Source organism: Escherichia sp. AM3 (assembly GCF_032029835.1).
Lineage (GTDB): Bacteria > Pseudomonadota > Gammaproteobacteria > Enterobacterales > Enterobacteriaceae > Escherichia > Escherichia coli.
Genome location: NZ_JAVUPQ010000077.1, coordinates 1 through 17,462, shown reverse-complemented (window position 1 = coordinate 17,462; position 17,462 = coordinate 1). Strand labels below are relative to the sequence as shown.

Below are 17,462 nucleotides of genomic sequence, written 5' to 3'. Positions count from 1 at the left end.
TGGAGCTGCATGACAAAGTCATCGGGCATTATCTGAACATAAAACACTATCAATAAGTTGGAGTCATTACCCGCCTTCCCTTCGATAATAATGACGTCGTATCCAGCGAATTTCATTTGCGCTGCAAAAAAGCCACCCATATGGGCATCGACGACTAAATTTCCTTTGGTAAAAGTAGAAAGTGAGGTGATATTTACGCGAGAACTACAGGGGGCACCAGATCCAGTTAATGGGCCGGTAGCAAAGACTAATTTATTCGCTTCATCGAAAGGTTTCGTGCCTGGCGGTACTTCGTCATACATAATTTTGTAGCCGAAGCCCATGCCACCGACAAAACTTTTAAACTTACTGGAATCTTCGAGGGTAATATTTCCTGTCGTGAGATTGACTCTTAATATATTACCTGTCCAACCGTTAGCCATGATTTTTTCCTTTGCAAGATTCACACAGTAATATCTTTCCACTCGATAATTTTTAACGCCCCTGTTGGGCAGGCGTTTGCGCATTCACCGCATAACACACATTTCGAGGATTTTTTACTTTCGGTATTTACGGTGGCCATCATCCACGGGCATGCCGTAGTACAGGCGCTACAGCCAATACAGCGTTTATGATCGACGGTAATACAGCCTTCTTTCTGCTGCCAGGTAATCGCACCAATCGGGCAGACGTTCATGCATTGCGGCTCTTTGCATTGACGGCAGGTGTCCGCGGTATAGTTGAGATCGCCATACAGGCCGCCGCCAGAGCCAACCCCGTTGTCGCCAAAGAAATAATTGCGATGGATTTTGATACGGGAGAAGAATGTCCCTACTGAGCCATCGTTGAAGTTGGTACAAGAGATTTCACAGCGGTGGCAACCCGTGCATCGCGCTCGCTGGGTCACCAGCACCCCTTTGGGGGTATTTATCAACCCTACTGTGCCGCTATCAATATCTTCCTGTTTGCAACCCAAAAGTGACAGTAACGCAGGGGCAATTGTTAGACCAGCAAGGCCTTTTCCTGATATACGCAAGAATTCTAATCGCGTTAAGCCAATATCTAATAGTGGACGATCAACCGGGTTCATTTATTTCGCATCCTCTTCGCAAACACAGTGCTGACAATTCAGCAGCCTGATATTAAGCATTCAACTAATACGCTGCTGACTCTGTCCCCAACACCAGATATTTTCCCTAACCCGATAGTGTATGAGAAAAGATTAACGCCGATAAACTAATCCTTTATGGTTAGGAGAAAAAATAATGTGATTATTCTGAGCCCTTAACATTGATCGTTATCAATTAAAATTACAAAGTAAGAAATTATAAGTGAACTGATATTTATTATCATTTGAAATAAATTTAACTTAAGCGACAATTATTTGTGACGTTCATTGCAGAAAATAAAAATAACATTATCGCTATAAATTAAAATACATACCGAAATTCGTATAATTTCAGCAGTTGTTATTTAGAATGATTAACTGGACCGCAACTGAAGCAAGAATATCAGGATGAAGCTTACCGCCTCATCCTGAATGGTCATTTTACCAGTGCGTTAATGACGGTTTCCATCGCCTGCTTTTCCAGCTCACTGCGCTGAATGCGTTTATTGGCTAATGCTGTACGTAATACGCCTGCGATAACAATATGCTTTGGTTCCTGCCCCAGATCGCGCATTTCCAGCACAACTTTACCGACAACTCTGCACATTTCTCGGTACAGTTCATCCTCTTTTGTCCGATTTCCCATTCTTTATACCTATTTATCATGCCAACTATCAGCATATATCAATCTAACCAATTAAACAAAAATCAAACAAAATCAGACAAATAACGCGATAAATTATTTTAACTGTAGCAATTGAGCGATGATATATTTATACACCGGATGAACTTTCACTTATCCTCACACTGACAACTTCGGCACCAGACGTTGCGCAAACAGTGAAGTTTTTGCGTAACCTTTTCCCTGGAACGTTAAATCTTTGATAACAATTTATTGTCTAACAAGTTGTATATTTTTTGAAACGCTGTTTTTGTTTTCCTTTTGGATTAATTTCAGCGTATAATGCGCGCCAATTGACTCTTGAATGGTTTCAGCACTTTGGACTGTAGAACTCAACGACTCAAAAACAGGCACTCACGTTGGGCTGAGACACAAGCACACATTCCTCTGCACGCTTTTTCGATGTCACCTATCCTTAGAGCGAGGCACCACCACTTTCGTAATACCGGATTCGCTTTCCGGCAGTGCGCCCAGAAAGCAAGTTTCTCCCATCCTTCTCAACTTAAAGACTAAGACTGTCATGAAAAAGACCAAAATTGTTTGCACCATCGGACCGAAAACCGAATCTGAAGAGATGTTAGCTAAAATGCTGGACGCTGGCATGAACGTTATGCGTCTGAACTTCTCTCATGGTGACTATGCAGAACACGGTCAGCGCATTCAGAATCTGCGCAACGTGATGAGCAAAACTGGTAAAACCGCCGCTATCCTGCTTGATACCAAAGGTCCGGAAATCCGCACCATGAAACTGGAAGGCGGTAACGACGTTTCTCTGAAAGCTGGTCAGACCTTTACTTTCACCACTGATAAATCTGTTATCGGCAACAGCGAAATGGTTGCGGTAACGTATGAAGGTTTCACTACTGACCTGTCTGTTGGCAACACCGTACTGGTTGACGATGGTCTGATCGGTATGGAAGTTACCGCCATTGAAGGTAACAAAGTTATCTGTAAAGTGCTGAACAACGGTGACCTGGGCGAAAACAAAGGTGTGAACCTGCCTGGCGTTTCCATTGCTCTGCCAGCACTGGCTGAAAAAGACAAACAGGACCTGATCTTTGGTTGCGAACAAGGCGTAGACTTTGTTGCTGCTTCCTTTATTCGTAAGCGTTCTGACGTTATCGAAATCCGTGAGCACCTGAAAGCGCACGGCGGCGAAAACATCCAAATCATCTCCAAAATCGAAAACCAGGAAGGCCTCAACAACTTCGACGAAATCCTCGAAGCCTCTGACGGCATCATGGTTGCGCGTGGCGACCTGGGTGTAGAAATCCCGGTAGAAGAAGTTATCTTCGCCCAGAAGATGATGATCGAAAAATGTATCCGTGCACGTAAAGTCGTTATCACTGCGACCCAGATGCTGGATTCCATGATCAAAAACCCACGCCCGACTCGCGCAGAAGCCGGTGACGTTGCAAACGCCATCCTCGACGGTACTGACGCAGTGATGCTGTCTGGTGAATCCGCAAAAGGTAAATACCCGCTGGAAGCGGTTTCTATCATGGCGACCATCTGCGAACGTACCGACCGCGTGATGAACAGCCGTCTCGAGTTCAACAATGACAACCGTAAACTGCGCATTACCGAAGCGGTATGCCGTGGTGCCGTTGAAACTGCTGAAAAACTGGATGCTCCGCTGATCGTGGTTGCTACTCAGGGCGGTAAATCTGCTCGCGCAGTACGTAAATACTTCCCGGATGCCACCATCCTGGCACTGACCACCAACGAAAAAACGGCTCATCAGTTGGTACTGAGCAAAGGCGTTGTGCCGCAGCTTGTTAAAGAGATCACTTCTACTGATGATTTCTACCGTCTGGGTAAAGAACTGGCTCTGCAGAGCGGTCTGGCACACAAAGGTGACGTTGTAGTTATGGTTTCTGGTGCACTGGTACCGAGCGGCACTACTAACACCGCATCTGTTCACGTCCTGTAATATTGCTTTTGTGAATTAATTTGTATATCGAAGCGCCCTGATGGGCGCTTTTTTTATTTAATCGATAACCAGAAGCAATAAAAAATCAAATCGGATTTCACTATATAATCTCACTTTATCTAAGATGAATCCGATGGAAGCATCCTGTTTTCTCTCAATTTTTTTATCTAAAACCCAGCGTTCGATGCTTCTTTGAGCGAACGATCAAAAATAAGTGCCTTCCCATCAAAAAAATATTCTCAACATAAAAAACTTTGTGTAATACTTGTAACGCTACATGGAGATTAACTCAATCTAGAGGGTATTAATAATGAAAGCTACTAAACTGGTACTGGGCGCGGTAATCCTGGGTTCTACTCTGCTGGCAGGTTGCTCCAGCAACGCTAAAATCGATCAGCTGTCTTCTGACGTTCAGACTCTGAACGCTAAAGTTGACCAGCTGAGCAACGACGTGAACGCAATGCGTTCCGACGTTCAGGCTGCTAAAGATGACGCAGCTCGTGCTAACCAGCGTCTGGACAACATGGCTACTAAATACCGCAAGTAATAGTACCTGTGAAGTGAAAAATGGCGCACATTGTGCGCCATTTTTTTGTCTGCCGTTTACCGCTACTGCGTCACGCGTAACATATTCCCTTGCTCTGGTTCACCATTCTGCGCTGACTCTACTGAAGGCGCATTGCTGGCTGCGGGAGTTGCTCCACTGCTCACCGAAACCGGATACCCTGCCCGACGATACAACGCTTTATCGACTAACTTCTGATCTACAGCCTTATTGTCTTTAAATTGCGTAAAGCCTGCTGGCAGTGTGTATGGCATTGTCTGAACGTTCTGCTGTTCTTCTGCCGATAGTGGTCGATGTACTTCAACATAACGCATCCCGTTAGGCTCCACGGAATATTTCACCGGTTCGTTGATCACTTTCACCGGCGTTCCCGTCCGCACGCTGGAGAACAAGGCTTTAATATCCGGTGCATTCATGCGAATACACCCTGAACTGACGCGCAAACCGACGCTGTCCGGCGCACTGGTACCATGAATGAGGTATTCGCCATTACCATGCGCGAGGCGCAGTGCGTAACGTCCTAGCGGGTTATTTGGTCCGGCAGGAACGACTGGCGGTAATTTAATGCCACGCTCCAGCGAACGCTGACGAATGCCTGCCGTAGGCGTCCAGGTTGGGTTAGGGATTTTCTGCCCAACACGCGTTTCCATCACCGGCGTTTCCAGCCCCTGCAATCCAATACCTATTGGATAAACCTGCACAATATTTTCTCCCGGCGGATAATAATAAAGGCGCAGCTCTGCAAGGTTAACGATAATCCCCTGACGCGGTGCATCAGGTAATAACAGTTGTGAAGGAATAGTTATCGTCGTACCAGGTTTTGGCACCGGGGCGATAGTGTTATTGGCTTCAAGGATCAACATTGCCGCAGTATCAAAACGTCGGGCAATAGCCTGAAGGTTTTTATCCCCTTCTTGCACCGTATACGTTTGATTTTGCCCAACCAGTCGGCTTCCGGTTGGTGGTAGCGGATAATCAACCGCCCAGGCAGCCTGGATGGCGCTAAAAGCGCCGATAAGCGTGAGTGTAAGCAAAGACGCGCGTTTCATTGTAAACCTCCTGTATTTGCCGGAGACTCACGCTGAAACGTCGGATGGCGCTTATGTTCACCTGAAACCAAAACACTCCTGTGCAGGTCAGTGTAAACATTGACCATCCGGCAATGTGAGCCAACCGGATGAAAGCTGTCCTTTTAGTTTAGCTAAGTGCAGCGGCTTTGGCGCGAATTGCGCGAATCATCGCTTCCAGACCTTGTGAACGAGATGGGGTGAGATGTTGGGTGAGCGCCATTTTTTCAAACCACGGACGCACATCGAAATTGACAATATCCTGCGGCGTCATCTGATCGTAGAGAATAAAGACGACCGCAATAAGCCCTTTCACAATCGCCGCATCGCTGTCGCCCTGTAATTCAATAATTCCCTGGGCATTCTGGCGCATGACAATCCACACCTGACTCTGACAGCCCTGAATGCTATTTTGTGGACTTCTGTCTTCGTCGCGTAATTCTGGCAGACGCTGGCCCAGCTCAATAATGTAGAGATATTTCTCTTCCCAGTTGGCGCAGCGTAAAAAATTACGCAGCAACTTTTCTTTATCCGGCAATAAAGCCATAGTGCCTCCCTGTTATCCCAGCAAACGGTGAATACGTTGCAGGCCGGTCACCAGACGATCCACTTCTTCATGGGTGTTATACATGGCCAGCGACGCCCGACACATCGCAGGGACGTTGTAATAGGCCATCAATGGCATTGCGCAGTGATGTCCGGTACGCACAGCAATGCCGTAATTATCGAGAAAACTGCCAACATCATAGGCGTGGTGTTTACCGAGATTAAAAGCAATAACGCCAAGCCTGTTTTGTGGGCCATAGAGAGTGAGATCCGGTACAGATTCCAGCTGTGATAGCGCATAATGCATCAGATTCTGTTCATACTCGGCTATGTTATTAAGCCCCAGCGCCGAAACATACTCCAGCGCCGCGCCAAGACCAATGATGCCCCCGGTATTGGGTGTACCGGCTTCAAACCGCCATGGTGCTTTGGTCCAGGTAGTGCCTTCACTCAGGCTGACGGTGGCGATCATAGAACCGCCCCCTTCCCACGGCGGCATCTCCTGCAACAAGGCTTCTTTGACATAAAGAATGCCAATTCCGGTGGGGCCATACAGTTTATGCCCGGAGAACACGTAAAAGTCGCAATCCAGCGCCTGAACATCCACCAGATGATGCATCACCGCCTGAGCGCCATCCACCAGCACTTTTGCGCCATGCTGGTGCGCAAGCGTGATCATTTCCGCCAGTGGATTTTCTGTGCCAAGCACGTTGGAGACATGAGTAATTGCCAGCAGGCGAGTTTTCTCATCAAACAGCGTAGGCAGCGTCTCCAGTTGCAACGTACCGTCGGGATTGAGCGGGATCACACGCAGCTCTGCGCCAACGCGTGCGCAAAGCATCTGCCAGGGAACAATGTTAGCGTGGTGCTCCATCTGACTTATGATGATGTTATCGCCCGCCCGCACGTTGCTGTTGCCCCAGCTATTGGCGACCAGATTGATCCCTTCCGTCGTGCCGCGGACGAACACCAGCTCTTCCGCCGAACGGGCGTTGATAAACAACGATGCCTGCTTGCGTACGTTCTCCATTTTCTCGGTCGCCTGGGCGCTTAAGGTATGAATACCGCGATGCACCGCCGCGTAGCCGTGACGATAAAACTCGGCCTCGGCGTCAATCACCTGGCCCGGTTTCTGCGCACTGGCGGCGCTGTCGAGATAAGCCAGCGGCAAACCGTTTACCTCACGAGAAAGCACCGGAAAGTCGGCCCGCACTTTGTCGACGGAAAAAGTCATCTTACACCTCCTGGCAGTCGTTGACCGATTCGGGCCAGCACCTGCTGTTTAAGCCCCTCATCACGCAGTGCTTCCGTCAGTTCAGCAGCAAAGGCGTAAATGATCATCTGCTGGGCATCCTGCTGATTGATCCCGCGCGAGCGCAGATAGAACATCTGTTCATCATCAATACGCCCCACCGTCGCGCCGTGGCTGCATTTCACATCATCTGCATAGATTTCCAGCTGCGGTTTCGTATCCACTTCCGCCAGTTTGCCCATCAGCAGATTATTGTTGGTCATCTGACCATCCGTTTTGATGGCGTGCTGCGCGACGTTGATCAAACCGTTAAATACCGCGCGGCCTTTGTCGCTGACGATAGTTTTGTGCAACTGTCGGCTGTTACAAAAACCTTTATTGTGTTCCAGCCAGGTGCGGGTATCACACACCTCGTTTTTCACCGGCATCGCCAGGCTATTGATCCGCAGCGTGCTGTTTTCGCCATTGAGTTGCGTACTGGTGTTGTGTCGTAACACTGCGCCACCCAGCAGGAAACTATGGCTAAATGCGGTGGCATCGTCAGCCAGCAACAAATCGTTATGGGCAAAGTGGTGACTGACCGGGTTTTCAAACGCCAGCTTGATATGCTGCAAGTGGGCGTTCGCTGCGACATTGATAGTGAACCGTGCGCCGGTGAAGTGACGAGCATCATTAAGGCTGACAAAATGTTCGATCACCGTTGCTTCGGCACCTTCCGCCAGATCCAGATGATGTCGGTAATGGGCAGTGTTGACCTCTTCACCTGCCACGCCCTGGGTAATATGCATTAACAGCAATGGCTTTGCCGGCCGTTGACCGCGCTTCACGGCGATATGCGTCACGCTTTGTGCCAGGCTTTCCGTCAAATGCAGAAACACTTCCGCCTGAATAGCGTCGGGTACCCCCTGACGGTCGTCGTTAATGCTCACTTCATACCCGCTGCCTTCAGTCGCATCGCTCAGTGCTGACACGTAACGTCCATCGACAAAAACCAGCCGCAAAGCGTCTAATGTTAACGCTAAGGCATCACGCTGCTGTGGGGATATCTCTCCCGCAATGCTGACAAACTGGCTATTGGTCAGCCCTTCCAGCGGCGTATATTTCCAGTTTTCATGTTTACGTGTCGGCAGTCCGGTACGCAGCAATTGTTGTAAATGCTGCTGTGCTTGCGGAGAGCGTTTCGCTCCGTCAGCTTCAAACAAGTGATGCCACTGTTGCAGCGCGTTACTGCTGTTCGGTAAGCCAGCCATAACCCTGCTCCTCCAGTTGTTTGACCAACGTGAAATCGCCGGATTTCACAATTCGTCCCTGATACAGCACATGGACGTAATCAGGCTTGATGTAGTCGAGAATGCGTTGGTAGTGCGTAACAATGATGAATGAACGCTTGCCGTCACGCAGCGAGTTCACGCCATCGGCAACCACTTTTAATGCGTCAATATCCAGCCCGGAGTCTGACTCATCAAGAATGCATAACTCCGGTTCCAGCACCGCCATTTGCAAAATATCGTTGCGCTTTTTCTCGCCGCCGGAAAAACCAACGTTTACCGAACGGGTTAATAAATCTTCCGGCATCTTCAGGAGAGCGATTTTCTCTTCCATCAAATCCTGAAAATCAAAGCGGTCGAGCGTTTCCTGGCCGCGATAGCTGCGCACCGCATTAAGTGCCGTTTGCAGGAAAAACTGGTTACTGACGCCGGGAATTTCCACCGGATACTGGAAGGCCATAAAGATGCCTTCGCCCGCGCGATCTTCCGGCGACAGCGCAAGCAAATCTTTGCCTTTGAACTCAACCGTGCCGCCCGTCACTTCATAATCTTCTCGCCCGGCAAGCGTTGCCGATAAGGTACTTTTGCCCGAACCGTTTGGCCCCATAATGGCGTGAACTTCGCCGGGATGAACGTCGAGGCTTAATCCGCGCAGGATAGCTTTATCTTCCACGCTGACTTGTAAATCTTTAATACTTAACATGTTTATTCCTTATCCGACGCTGTGTTCAAGACTGATGGCGAGGAGTTTTTGTGCTTCAACGGCAAATTCCAACGGCAGCTCCGAGAACACGTCTTTGCAGAAACCGTTAACAATCATCGAGATGGCGTCTTCTTCGCTGATCCCGCGTTGCAGGCAGTAAAACAGTTGATCTTCACCAATACGTGATGTCGTTGCCTCGTGTTCCAGTTGCGCACTATTGTTACGACACTCAACATACGGGAAGGTATGCGCCCCACAATTAGCGCCAATCAGCATTGAGTCGCACTGAGTGAAATTGCGCGCATTGGTTGCCGTCGGCATGATTTTCACTAAGCCGCGATAACTGTTCTGACTATGTCCGGCAGAGATCCCTTTCGAGATAATGGTCGATTTGGTGTTTTTACCGATGTGGATCATCTTGGTGCCGGTATCCGCTTGCTGATGACCGCTGGTCAGCGCCACTGAGTAAAACTCACCAATGGAGTTATCGCCGCGCAAAATGCAGCTGGGATATTTCCACGTAATCGCTGACCCGGTTTCTGATTGCGTCCATGACATTTTGCTGTTTTCGCCTTCGCACAAAGCACGCTTGGTGACGAAGTTGAGAATACCGCCGGTGTTGTTATCGCCAGGGAACCAGTTTTGTACCGTGGAATATTTCACCTCGGCGTTTTTATGGATGATGACTTCCACCACTGCCGCGTGTAACTGATAGCTGTCACGCACCGGAGCGGAACAGCCTTCAATGTAGCTGACGTAGCTGTCTTCGTCGGCCACCAGAATGGTGCGCTCAAACTGCCCGGTTTTTTCCGCGTTAATGCGAAAATAGGTGGAAAGTTCCATAGGGCAGCGCACACCTTTAGGCACATAAATAAACGTACCGTCAGAGGCTACCGCCGCATTAAGCGCGGCAAAGAAGTTGTCATTCCCCGGTACCACGGTGCCGAGATATTTACGCACCAGTTCCGGGTGATCGTGGATCGCCTCACCAAAGGAACAGAAAATAATTCCCTGCTCCGCCAGTTTTTCACGATAAGTGGTGGCAACCGAAACAGAGTCGAAAATGGCATCCACCGCCACCTCTTTGCCTTCCCGCACGGGAACGCCCAACTGCTCAAACGCCGCCTCCACCTCTTTACTTAAAAAGGCGTTCGCGCCAGTTTGCTGCACCGCGCCGGGTTCAGACGCGCAAGTGTCGTCACAATTACCGCACGATGGTGCTGAGTAGTAGCTGTAATCCTGATAATTCAGCTTGTCGTAGTGCGCTTTCAGCCAGTGCGGCTCTTCCATCTCCAGCCATGCGCGATAGGCATTGAGACGAAACTCCAGCATCCACTCCGGCTCATTACGCTTCGCCGAAATTGCGCGCACCACCTCTTCGTTTATCCCCTTTGCCAGCTCATCGGTGGCTAACTGGGTGAAGAATCCTTCTTTATAATTCAGCGGGCCGCCGGTCCAGGTTTTGACATCGTCAGTTGCTTCAGTATTACGAGACATAGTACCGCCTATACCCCAAAGCTTTCGCCACAGCCACATTCATTCTGGGCTTTAGGGTTGTGAAATTTGAATATCTGATTAAGTCCTTCACGAACGAAATCGACTTCCGTGCCATCAATAAACGGCATCGCTTGCAGCGGGACAAACAGCTTCGCGCCGTCGTGTTCAAACAGCAGATCGTCTTTGTCCGGCTCGCTAACACTGTCGAGCACATAGCCAAAGCCCGCGCAGCCCGTTTGCTTCACGCCTAAGCGCACGCCGACCATACCTGGCTGCTTTGCCACCAGCTCGCGGATGTGTATCGCCGCTGCGGGTGTCAACGTTAAGCCTTGCCAGGCGAAATCTTGTGGGTTAAAGGTTCCTGAATGCATGTCCATCGATTTACCTCACTTCATCGCTTTCAGCGTATAACAGCATGTTAGTGATAATGATTATCAGTTCAACCCAGCAAACGCAGGGGCTTTACCGTAAAACATGCTTTTTGCCTGCTTTTAATAAGCATAGACCCTGATGTGTGGGTTAACAGGCACGCTAAGAATTAGGTATCTCATTGTTAGATAATGGTTATTATCTAAGGAGCATTAAGGCTGTGATGAAAAAGAAAAAGTTGTATTGAAAATGACTATTTAAGAGATAGGTAAAAAAGTGCAGCGTTCAGAAATAAGAAAACCCTTAAGTCTGTGCGACACAGGCTTAAGGGTTTCTACCCCATCCGGCGCTTATCTCCGGCACTCTCAGTGGCTTAGCTCTTGAAGGGGCGATAAGAATAATCTCATAAAGCTAAGCCGCCGTTTTAACACAAACTGCGATTAGTATTATTTTTGAACAATATCAGGCGGTAGATAAGCAGCATTAAGAAGGTCATCGAACCTGGACGGAGGTTAATCCAGGTCGATTTGGCGAACTTGCGGCATTAAGTCAGGATCAATGCACGCCCAGACGCCAGGCAAAGTAGATTTCTTCTTTTAATTCAGCAGAAGAGAGAGTAAGCAGGTCAGCAAATTCAAGTTCTAGTTGTTTCAGACGTTTGAGATATTGGGCAGGTGAAAGATTGCTCTGGTCACGGCGTAAAAATTCAATGGCCAGCTGGGTGGGATCAAGTTGAGTAGACATAGCATCCTCGCTTTTAGACAAGACCTGCACAGTATACCACCGTTTACTGTGCAGATAATGACCAAAAGCAATATGCGTCACACTTTTCTGGTGACAACGTCACAAAATGGCGGTCGTCAATCGTGACGAACAGCACAAACGCCCTTTCTCATCGAAGATTTCAATCTGCCAGACCTGGTGACGCGAACCGAGATGCAACGGTTTGCATACGCCGCGCACCCGCCCTTCTCGTGCCGAGCGGACGTGGTTAGCATTGATTTCCAGACCAACCACTTTTTGCTCACCTTCGGTACATAAATAACCGGCAACGGAACCGATACTTTCGGCCAGTACCACGGATGCTCCTCCATGCAGCAACCCGAAAGGCTGCTTTGTCCGCGAGTCTACTGGCATTGTCGCTTCAAGGGTGTCATCACCAATATGTTCAAAGCGAATATCCAGGAACCCCACCATGTTTCCTTCACCCATAGCATTCAGTGCTTCCAGGGTGATTTTCCGTTTCCATATCATTTAATAATCTCCAGTAAAGCCTGCACAGGATGGCGTACCCCCGTGCCTTCAACCCGTTTTACCTGGCTACGGCAGGAATATCCGGTCGCCAGACAGCGGTTACGCGGCAGTCGCTGCATAGCCTGATGCCAGGATAACTCATAGATCCCGAGCGAATTTTCATGGTTTTTCGCTTCATGTCCGTAAGTCCCTGCCATGCCGCAGCAACCCACGCTGACATTTTCCAGTTTCGCGCCAAAACGGGCAAATATCGCGGCCCATTGTGCTGGCGCACCCGGCAAGGCGGTAACTTCGGTACAGTGACCAAAGAAATACCATGATTCACCGCTGACTGTAGCCACTGGCTGTGACTCAAGTGCGCTTGCCAGCCATTCATTCGCCAGTAAGACGTTAAACTCGCCACGTTCCTCGCCCAGTGCCAGTTTATATTCATCGCGATAACAAAGTACCAGCGCCGGATCGACGCCTACCATTGGCATACCCAGCTTCGCCATACGGTTGAGGAAATCCGCCGTCTTTTTCGCCGTCTTCGCAAAACGATTAAGAAAGCCTTTGATATGCTGGGCTTTGCCATTTGGTGAAAATGGCAGTAACACAGGCTGGAAACCTAATTTTTCGACCAGACGGACAAAATCCGCCACCACTTGCGCATCGTAATAGCTGGTAAAGGGGTCCTGCACCACCAACACCGTGCGCGCTTTCTGCTCTGCATTGAGAGCTTCAAGCTGTTCCAGCGTCATGTTTGCCGAGCGATGCCCCACCATTTGTTGTTGTAGCGAGGGGACCGACAGCAGTGGCAAATCAACCATGCCGATATGTTTTTCCGAGAGTTTGCGCACCAGCGGCTGGTTAATGAAGAAGTTAAAGGTTTTCGGCGCACGTGCCATCAGCGGCGCGTAGCTCTCGACCGTAGCGACGAGGTGGTCGCGCAGCGGACGTAAATAACGGGTGTGATAGAGCTGCAGAAAACGAGAGCGAAACTCCGGCACATCAATTTTGATGGGGCACTGGGTCGAACACGCTTTACAGGCCAGACAGCCCGACATCACCTCTTTGACTTCGTGTGAGAAGTCATATTCGCCTTTATTCGCATGCCAGCTATTGCGCGTGCGGGCAATTAACGTCCGCAAACTGACGCCGGATTCAGGCAGTTCTTGTTCCAGTTTGAGTGGATCAACGCCGCGATCCGCCAACAAACGCAGCCATTCACGTACCAGCGTTGCGCGCCCTTTCGGTGAATGAATCCGGTTCTGGGTGATCTTCATCGACGGACACATCGGACTACGGGCATCAAAGTTGAAGCATAAACCGTTGCCGTTACACTCCATCGCACCGCGCCACTGCTGGCGTACCGCAATGGGGATCTGCCGATCGAATGTACCGCGCTTCACCGCGTCCACTTTCATCATCGGCGCATCGAGACCTTCTGGCGGGCAAATCTTCCCTGGGTTGAGTCGGTTATGCGGGTCAAATGCCGCTTTCACTTTGCGCAGTTCTGCAAAAAGTTCCTCACCGAAAAACGCCGGGCTGTATTCAGCGCGAAAACCTTTGCCGTGCTCGCCCCACAACAAACCACCATATTTCGCAGTCAGCGCCACCACGTCATCAGAGATTTGCTTCATCAAAATCTCTTGTTGCGGATCGCACATATCCAGTGCCGGACGGACGTGCAAGACACCTGCGTCGACGTGACCGAACATACCGTAGCTTAAGCCGTGGCTGTCGAGCAGCGCGCGAAATTCAGCAATATAATCGGCCAGATGTTCCGGCGGTACGCAGGTATCCTCAGCAAACGGAATTGGCTTAGCGGCACCTTTGGCATTGCCAAGCAGACCAACGGCTTTTTTGCGCATTGCATAGATACGTTCAACCCCCGCCAGCTCACGGCACATCTGCCAGCCGATGACACCTGCTTGATGACTGGCGATCAGCTCATCCAACCGCACACAGAGTGCATTTACCCGCTCGTCAATCAGCGCCTCATCATCACCAGCAAATTCCACAATGTTCAGCCCGAGCATCTCTTTGTCAGGCACATCGGTAATCAACTCGCTGACGGAATGCCAGACAATATCTTCCCGCGCTAGATTCAGCACTTTTGAGTCCACCGTCTCTACCGAAAGCGCCCGCGCCTCAACCATAAACGGCGCGTTACGCAGCGCTGAGTCAAAAGAGTCATATTTGACATTCACCAGACGGCGCACTTTAGGCAAGGGCGTAATATCCAGCCGCGCTTCGGTAATAAAGGCCAGCGTCCCTTCTGAACCCGTCAGAATGCGCGTCAGGTCGAACTCGGTCATCTCATCGTTAAAGACATGACGCAGATCGTAACCGGTAAGAAAGCGGTTAAGTTTGGGGAAGTTGTCGATGATTAACTGGCGTTGCTGACGGCAACGTTGATAAACCGTGTTATAAATTCGCCCGATTGTGGTATTGGATTTACCCAGCGTTTCCGCCAGCTCGACGGGTAAAGGTTGCGTATCGAGAATATCGCCCCCCAACAACACCGCGCGTACGCCAAGTACGTGATCTGACGTTTTGCCATAGACCAGCGATCCCTGACCAGAAGCATCGGTATTGATCATCCCACCGAGCGTTGCCCGGTTGCTGGTCGAAAGTTCCGGCGCAAAAAAGTAGCCGAACGGTTTCAGGTACTGATTGAGTTGATCTTTTATCACCCCGGCCTCAACGCGCACCCAGCCCTCTTCAGGGTTAATTTCGATGATGCGGTTCATATGGCGGGACATATCAACAATAATCCCCTGGTTGAGCGCCTGACCGTTAGTGCCGGTGCCGCCGCCGCGGGGGGTAAAGATCAGCGATGAATAGCGTTCCTGCGCGGCAAGACGGGCGATCAGCGCCACATCTGCGGTTGAACGCGGAAATACCACCGCATCGGGGAGAAGTTGGTAAATACTGTTGTCGGTCGACATTGTCAGACGATCGGCATAACTTGTCGCCGTATCGCCGGTAAAACCTTGTTGCTCCAGCTCTTGCAAAAAATTAAGCACCAGTTGAACGACGCCGGGTGCCTGGGAAATCTGTGGAATCATTATATTGACCCTTTCCTGCGGTCTGTGATGTAGGTCGATACACTATTCTTTCAGGCTGCTGCAATAGCGCACTGAAAGGTGATGTTTGTTTACTCTATGGATTTCGTGTTGCAGGAAGGCGGCAAGCGAGTGAACTCCAGGAGCTTACAATAGTAAGTGACTGGGGTGAACGAACGTAGCCGCAGCACATGCAACTTGAAATACGACGAGTAAATCGTTTGCGTGTTGCCTGAGTTGTTGTACCACATTTTTTTCTAACACGCCCATCAGAATTAAGGGCAGAATCGGCCTGTTAAAAACCGCTGAAATTGCTCATCATTATGCAGGTGAGTTTCGCGTGTTCACGTCGCGTCGACGATTTGACGCACAAAAAAGGTGAAAAGTAGTTATGGTAAATGTTCGTCAGCCCAGGGATGTCGCACAAATTCTGCTTTCGGTGCTGTTTTTAGCCATCATGATTGTGGCATGTCTGTGGATTGTTCAACCCTTTATTCTCGGCTTTGCATGGGCCGGTACGGTGGTTATCGCCACCTGGCCGGTATTGTTACGTTTGCAAAAGATCATGTTTGGCCGCCGCTCTCTCGCCGTTCTGGTGATGACGCTGTTATTAGTGATGGTGTTTATCATCCCTATTGCTTTGCTGGTTAACAGTATCGTCGACGGCAGCGGCCCGCTAATTAAAGCCATTTCCAGCGGTGACATGACGTTACCCGATCTGGCGTGGCTTAATACCATTCCGGTGATTGGCGCGAAGCTGTATGCAGGCTGGCACAACTTGCTGGATATGGGGGGGACGGCGATCATGGCGAAAGTCCGCCCTTATATTGGCACCACCACCACCTGGTTCGTTGGGCAAGCGGCGCATATCGGGCGCTTTATGGTGCATTGTGCGCTGATGCTTCTCTTCAGTGCCCTGCTGTACTGGCGCGGTGAACAGGTGGCACAAGGCATTCGCCATTTTGCGACCCGTCTGGCAGGCGTTCGCGGAGATGCCGCCGTACTGCTGGCGGCACAGGCTATCCGCGCGGTGGCGCTGGGTGTGGTGGTGACGGCGTTAGTACAGGCAGTGCTTGGCGGTATCGGCCTCGCCGTTTCCGGCGTACCTTATGCAACTTTGCTAACGGTGTTAATGATCCTCTCCTGCCTTGTCCAGCTTGGCCCGTTGCCGGTACTGATTCCGGCGATTATCTGGCTCTACTGGACCGGCGATACCACCTGGGGAACGGTATTGTTAGTGTGGAGCGGTGTGGTTGGCACGCTGGATAACGTCATCCGCCCAATGTTAATTCGCATGGGTGCCGATTTACCGCTGATCCTGATCCTCTCTGGCGTTATTGGTGGTTTGATTGCTTTCGGGATGATCGGTCTGTTTATTGGTCCGGTTCTGTTAGCCGTTTCCTGGCGTCTGTTTGCCGCGTGGGTGGAAGAAGTCCCGCCGCCGACGGACCAACCGGAAGAAATTCTCGAAGAACTTGGCGAAATCGAGAAACCGAATAAGTAATTTCTCATCAGGCGGCTCTGCCGCCTGATTGTTAACCACCGCTAATTGATATTTGCTTGCTCTTCCCCATATTTTCCTGCTTACCGCCATTCAGCTGGTAGTACCTGTCGCAAATTCTTTACAGTTTTTAAACTAATGAGACGAATCTGATCGACGCAAAAAGTCCGTATGCCTACTATTAGCTCACGGTTATAAATCAACATATTGATTTATAAGCATGGAAATCCCCTGAGTGAAACAACGAATTGCTGTGTGTAGTCTTTGCCCATCTCCCACGATGGGCTTTTTTTTAACATTTTTCCGCATCGCTACCTCGCCCCTCACTCTTTCCAATAATGTTGCACAAGATATTGTGACTCTCTTCAAGCCGTCAGCAGGCTGATAATGTTATTTATATTTTATTGTTTATTTCATGCAGCCATTACACGATGAACGCTTATGAACTCCAGGCACTCCGCCATATTTTTGCCATGACTATTGATGAATGCGCGACCTGGATTGCCCAGACCGGTGACAGTGAAAGCTGGCGTCAATGGGAAAATGGCAAGTGTGCCATTCCTGATTGTGTAGTCGAGCAACTGTTGGCTATGCGTCAGCAAAGAAAAAAACATCTTCATGCGATCATAGAGAAAATAAATAACCGCATCGGCAACAACACCATGCGTTTTTTCCCCGACTTAACCGC

18 protein-coding genes and 1 other RNA gene are annotated in these 17,462 nt (G+C 49.8%); 6 read left to right on the top strand and 13 right to left on the bottom strand.

All coding sequences use genetic code 11. From position 1 onward, the window contains the following. From RTW80_RS20050 to fumD, 3 genes are all read right to left on the bottom strand, one after another. On the bottom strand, nucleotides 1–422 hold a 422-nt coding region (locus RTW80_RS20050), incomplete at its 3' end, for an aldehyde ferredoxin oxidoreductase N-terminal domain-containing protein (RefSeq protein WP_312719959.1). A gap of 20 nt (nucleotides 423–442) precedes the next feature. Continuing rightward, a complete protein-coding gene (locus RTW80_RS20045; RefSeq protein ID WP_001070230.1) occupies nucleotides 443–1,069 on the bottom strand; it encodes a ferredoxin-like protein in 627 nt (208 codons plus the stop codon). A 454-nt stretch (nucleotides 1,070–1,523) separates the two neighbouring features. Further along, entirely contained in the window at nucleotides 1,524–1,733 is a 210-nt protein-coding gene (fumD, locus tag RTW80_RS20040; protein WP_000528342.1) for a fumarate hydratase FumD, read from the bottom strand. 354 nt (nucleotides 1,734–2,087) lie between these two features. Here fumD and RTW80_RS20035 point away from each other — a divergent pair, with 354 nt between their 5' ends. From RTW80_RS20035 to lpp, 3 genes are all read left to right on the top strand, one after another. Next, nucleotides 2,088–2,282, top strand: coding sequence for a protein YnhH (locus tag RTW80_RS20035; RefSeq protein WP_240806354.1), 195 nt, complete (start codon nucleotides 2,088–2,090; stop codon nucleotides 2,280–2,282). Between the two features lie 7 nt (nucleotides 2,283–2,289). After that, the gene (gene pykF, locus RTW80_RS20030; RefSeq protein WP_000751442.1) at nucleotides 2,290–3,702 is read left to right on the top strand and encodes a pyruvate kinase PykF; all 1,413 of its coding nucleotides are present in this window, start codon (nucleotides 2,290–2,292) and stop codon (nucleotides 3,700–3,702) included. Between the two features lie 310 nt (nucleotides 3,703–4,012). Further along, the gene (lpp, locus tag RTW80_RS20025; protein ID WP_000648420.1) at nucleotides 4,013–4,249 is read left to right on the top strand and encodes a murein lipoprotein Lpp; all 237 of its coding nucleotides are present in this window, start codon (nucleotides 4,013–4,015) and stop codon (nucleotides 4,247–4,249) included. Between the two features lie 62 nt (nucleotides 4,250–4,311). Here the strand turns inward: lpp and ldtE are convergent, their stop codons facing one another. From ldtE to RTW80_RS19975, 10 genes are all read right to left on the bottom strand, one after another. After that, nucleotides 4,312–5,316, bottom strand: a complete 1,005-nt coding sequence (ldtE, locus tag RTW80_RS20020; protein WP_000817105.1) for a L,D-transpeptidase LdtE — start codon at nucleotides 5,314–5,316, stop codon at nucleotides 4,312–4,314. A gap of 148 nt (nucleotides 5,317–5,464) precedes the next feature. After that, nucleotides 5,465–5,881 carry a cysteine desulfuration protein SufE gene (sufE, locus tag RTW80_RS20015; protein ID WP_001196530.1) on the bottom strand — a complete coding sequence of 139 codons (417 nt, stop codon included), beginning with the start codon at nucleotides 5,879–5,881 and terminating at the stop codon, nucleotides 5,465–5,467. Between the two features lie 12 nt (nucleotides 5,882–5,893). Further along, nucleotides 5,894–7,114, bottom strand: coding sequence for a cysteine desulfurase SufS (sufS, locus tag RTW80_RS20010; protein WP_000144539.1), 1,221 nt, complete (start codon nucleotides 7,112–7,114; stop codon nucleotides 5,894–5,896). Further along, on the bottom strand, nucleotides 7,111–8,382 hold the full coding sequence (gene sufD, locus RTW80_RS20005) for a Fe-S cluster assembly protein SufD (protein WP_032247941.1): 1,272 nt from the start codon (nucleotides 8,380–8,382) through the stop codon (nucleotides 7,111–7,113). The genes sufS and sufD overlap by 4 nt, the downstream gene beginning before the upstream one ends. Then, nucleotides 8,357–9,103, bottom strand: coding sequence for a Fe-S cluster assembly ATPase SufC (gene sufC / locus RTW80_RS20000; protein ID WP_000948894.1), 747 nt, complete (start codon nucleotides 9,101–9,103; stop codon nucleotides 8,357–8,359). Before sufC ends, sufD begins: the two co-directional genes overlap by 26 nt. A gap of 9 nt (nucleotides 9,104–9,112) precedes the next feature. Further along, nucleotides 9,113–10,600, bottom strand: a complete 1,488-nt coding sequence (gene sufB, locus RTW80_RS19995) for a Fe-S cluster assembly protein SufB (RefSeq protein ID WP_000089364.1) — start codon at nucleotides 10,598–10,600, stop codon at nucleotides 9,113–9,115. An 8-nt stretch (nucleotides 10,601–10,608) separates the two neighbouring features. Beyond that, on the bottom strand, nucleotides 10,609–10,977 hold the full coding sequence (gene sufA, locus RTW80_RS19990) for a Fe-S cluster assembly scaffold SufA (RefSeq protein ID WP_000367160.1): 369 nt from the start codon (nucleotides 10,975–10,977) through the stop codon (nucleotides 10,609–10,611). A 547-nt stretch (nucleotides 10,978–11,524) separates the two neighbouring features. Further along, on the bottom strand, nucleotides 11,525–11,713 hold the full coding sequence (locus tag RTW80_RS19985; RefSeq protein ID WP_001296104.1) for a YdiH family protein: 189 nt from the start codon (nucleotides 11,711–11,713) through the stop codon (nucleotides 11,525–11,527). A 99-nt stretch (nucleotides 11,714–11,812) separates the two neighbouring features. Continuing rightward, nucleotides 11,813–12,223: a 1,4-dihydroxy-2-naphthoyl-CoA hydrolase gene (gene menI, locus RTW80_RS19980; RefSeq protein WP_000637982.1), complete on the bottom strand. Its 411-nt coding sequence runs from the start codon at nucleotides 12,221–12,223 to the stop codon at nucleotides 11,813–11,815. After that, complete coding sequence (locus RTW80_RS19975; protein ID WP_063119099.1) at nucleotides 12,220–15,276, bottom strand: FAD-binding and (Fe-S)-binding domain-containing protein; 3,057 nt, start codon at nucleotides 15,274–15,276, stop codon at nucleotides 12,220–12,222. Before RTW80_RS19975 ends, menI begins: the two co-directional genes overlap by 4 nt. Nucleotides 15,277–15,664: 388 nt before the next feature. Between RTW80_RS19975 and ydiK the strand changes: the two genes are divergently transcribed. The 3 genes from ydiK to RTW80_RS19960 form a co-directional block, all read left to right on the top strand. Further along, nucleotides 15,665–16,777, top strand: coding sequence for an AI-2E family transporter YdiK (ydiK, locus tag RTW80_RS19970; RefSeq protein ID WP_000248636.1), 1,113 nt, complete (start codon nucleotides 15,665–15,667; stop codon nucleotides 16,775–16,777). 185 nt (nucleotides 16,778–16,962) lie between these two features. After that, nucleotides 16,963–17,070: antisense sRNA RprA (rprA, locus tag RTW80_RS19965), an RNA gene on the top strand. A gap of 135 nt (nucleotides 17,071–17,205) precedes the next feature. Next, on the top strand, nucleotides 17,206–17,462 hold a 257-nt coding region (locus tag RTW80_RS19960), incomplete at its 3' end, for a YdiL family protein (protein ID WP_312719955.1).

What these genes read in the sequence shown, in the direction of transcription:
- RTW80_RS20045 (WP_001070230.1), bottom strand. Translation starts at nt 1,069, where the DNA reads ATGAACCCGGTTGATCGTCCACTATTAGATATTGGCTTAACGCGATTA.
- menI (WP_000637982.1), bottom strand. Translation starts at nt 12,223, where the DNA reads ATGATATGGAAACGGAAAATCACCCTGGAAGCACTGAATGCTATGGGT.
- pykF (WP_000751442.1), top strand. Translation starts at nt 2,290, where the DNA reads ATGAAAAAGACCAAAATTGTTTGCACCATCGGACCGAAAACCGAATCT.
- RTW80_RS19975 (WP_063119099.1), bottom strand. Translation starts at nt 15,276, where the DNA reads ATGATTCCACAGATTTCCCAGGCACCCGGCGTCGTTCAACTGGTGCTT.
- sufA (WP_000367160.1), bottom strand. Translation starts at nt 10,977, where the DNA reads ATGGACATGCATTCAGGAACCTTTAACCCACAAGATTTCGCCTGGCAA.
- sufC (WP_000948894.1), bottom strand. Translation starts at nt 9,103, where the DNA reads ATGTTAAGTATTAAAGATTTACAAGTCAGCGTGGAAGATAAAGCTATC.
- sufD (WP_032247941.1), bottom strand. Translation starts at nt 8,382, where the DNA reads ATGGCTGGCTTACCGAACAGCAGTAACGCGCTGCAACAGTGGCATCAC.
- sufE (WP_001196530.1), bottom strand. Translation starts at nt 5,881, where the DNA reads ATGGCTTTATTGCCGGATAAAGAAAAGTTGCTGCGTAATTTTTTACGC.
- RTW80_RS19985 (WP_001296104.1), bottom strand. Translation starts at nt 11,713, where the DNA reads ATGTCTACTCAACTTGATCCCACCCAGCTGGCCATTGAATTTTTACGC.
- sufS (WP_000144539.1), bottom strand. Translation starts at nt 7,114, where the DNA reads ATGACTTTTTCCGTCGACAAAGTGCGGGCCGACTTTCCGGTGCTTTCT.
- ydiK (WP_000248636.1), top strand. Translation starts at nt 15,665, where the DNA reads ATGGTAAATGTTCGTCAGCCCAGGGATGTCGCACAAATTCTGCTTTCG.
- lpp (WP_000648420.1), top strand. Translation starts at nt 4,013, where the DNA reads ATGAAAGCTACTAAACTGGTACTGGGCGCGGTAATCCTGGGTTCTACT.
- ldtE (WP_000817105.1), bottom strand. Translation starts at nt 5,316, where the DNA reads ATGAAACGCGCGTCTTTGCTTACACTCACGCTTATCGGCGCTTTTAGC.
- fumD (WP_000528342.1), bottom strand. Translation starts at nt 1,733, where the DNA reads ATGGGAAATCGGACAAAAGAGGATGAACTGTACCGAGAAATGTGCAGA.
- sufB (WP_000089364.1), bottom strand. Translation starts at nt 10,600, where the DNA reads ATGTCTCGTAATACTGAAGCAACTGACGATGTCAAAACCTGGACCGGC.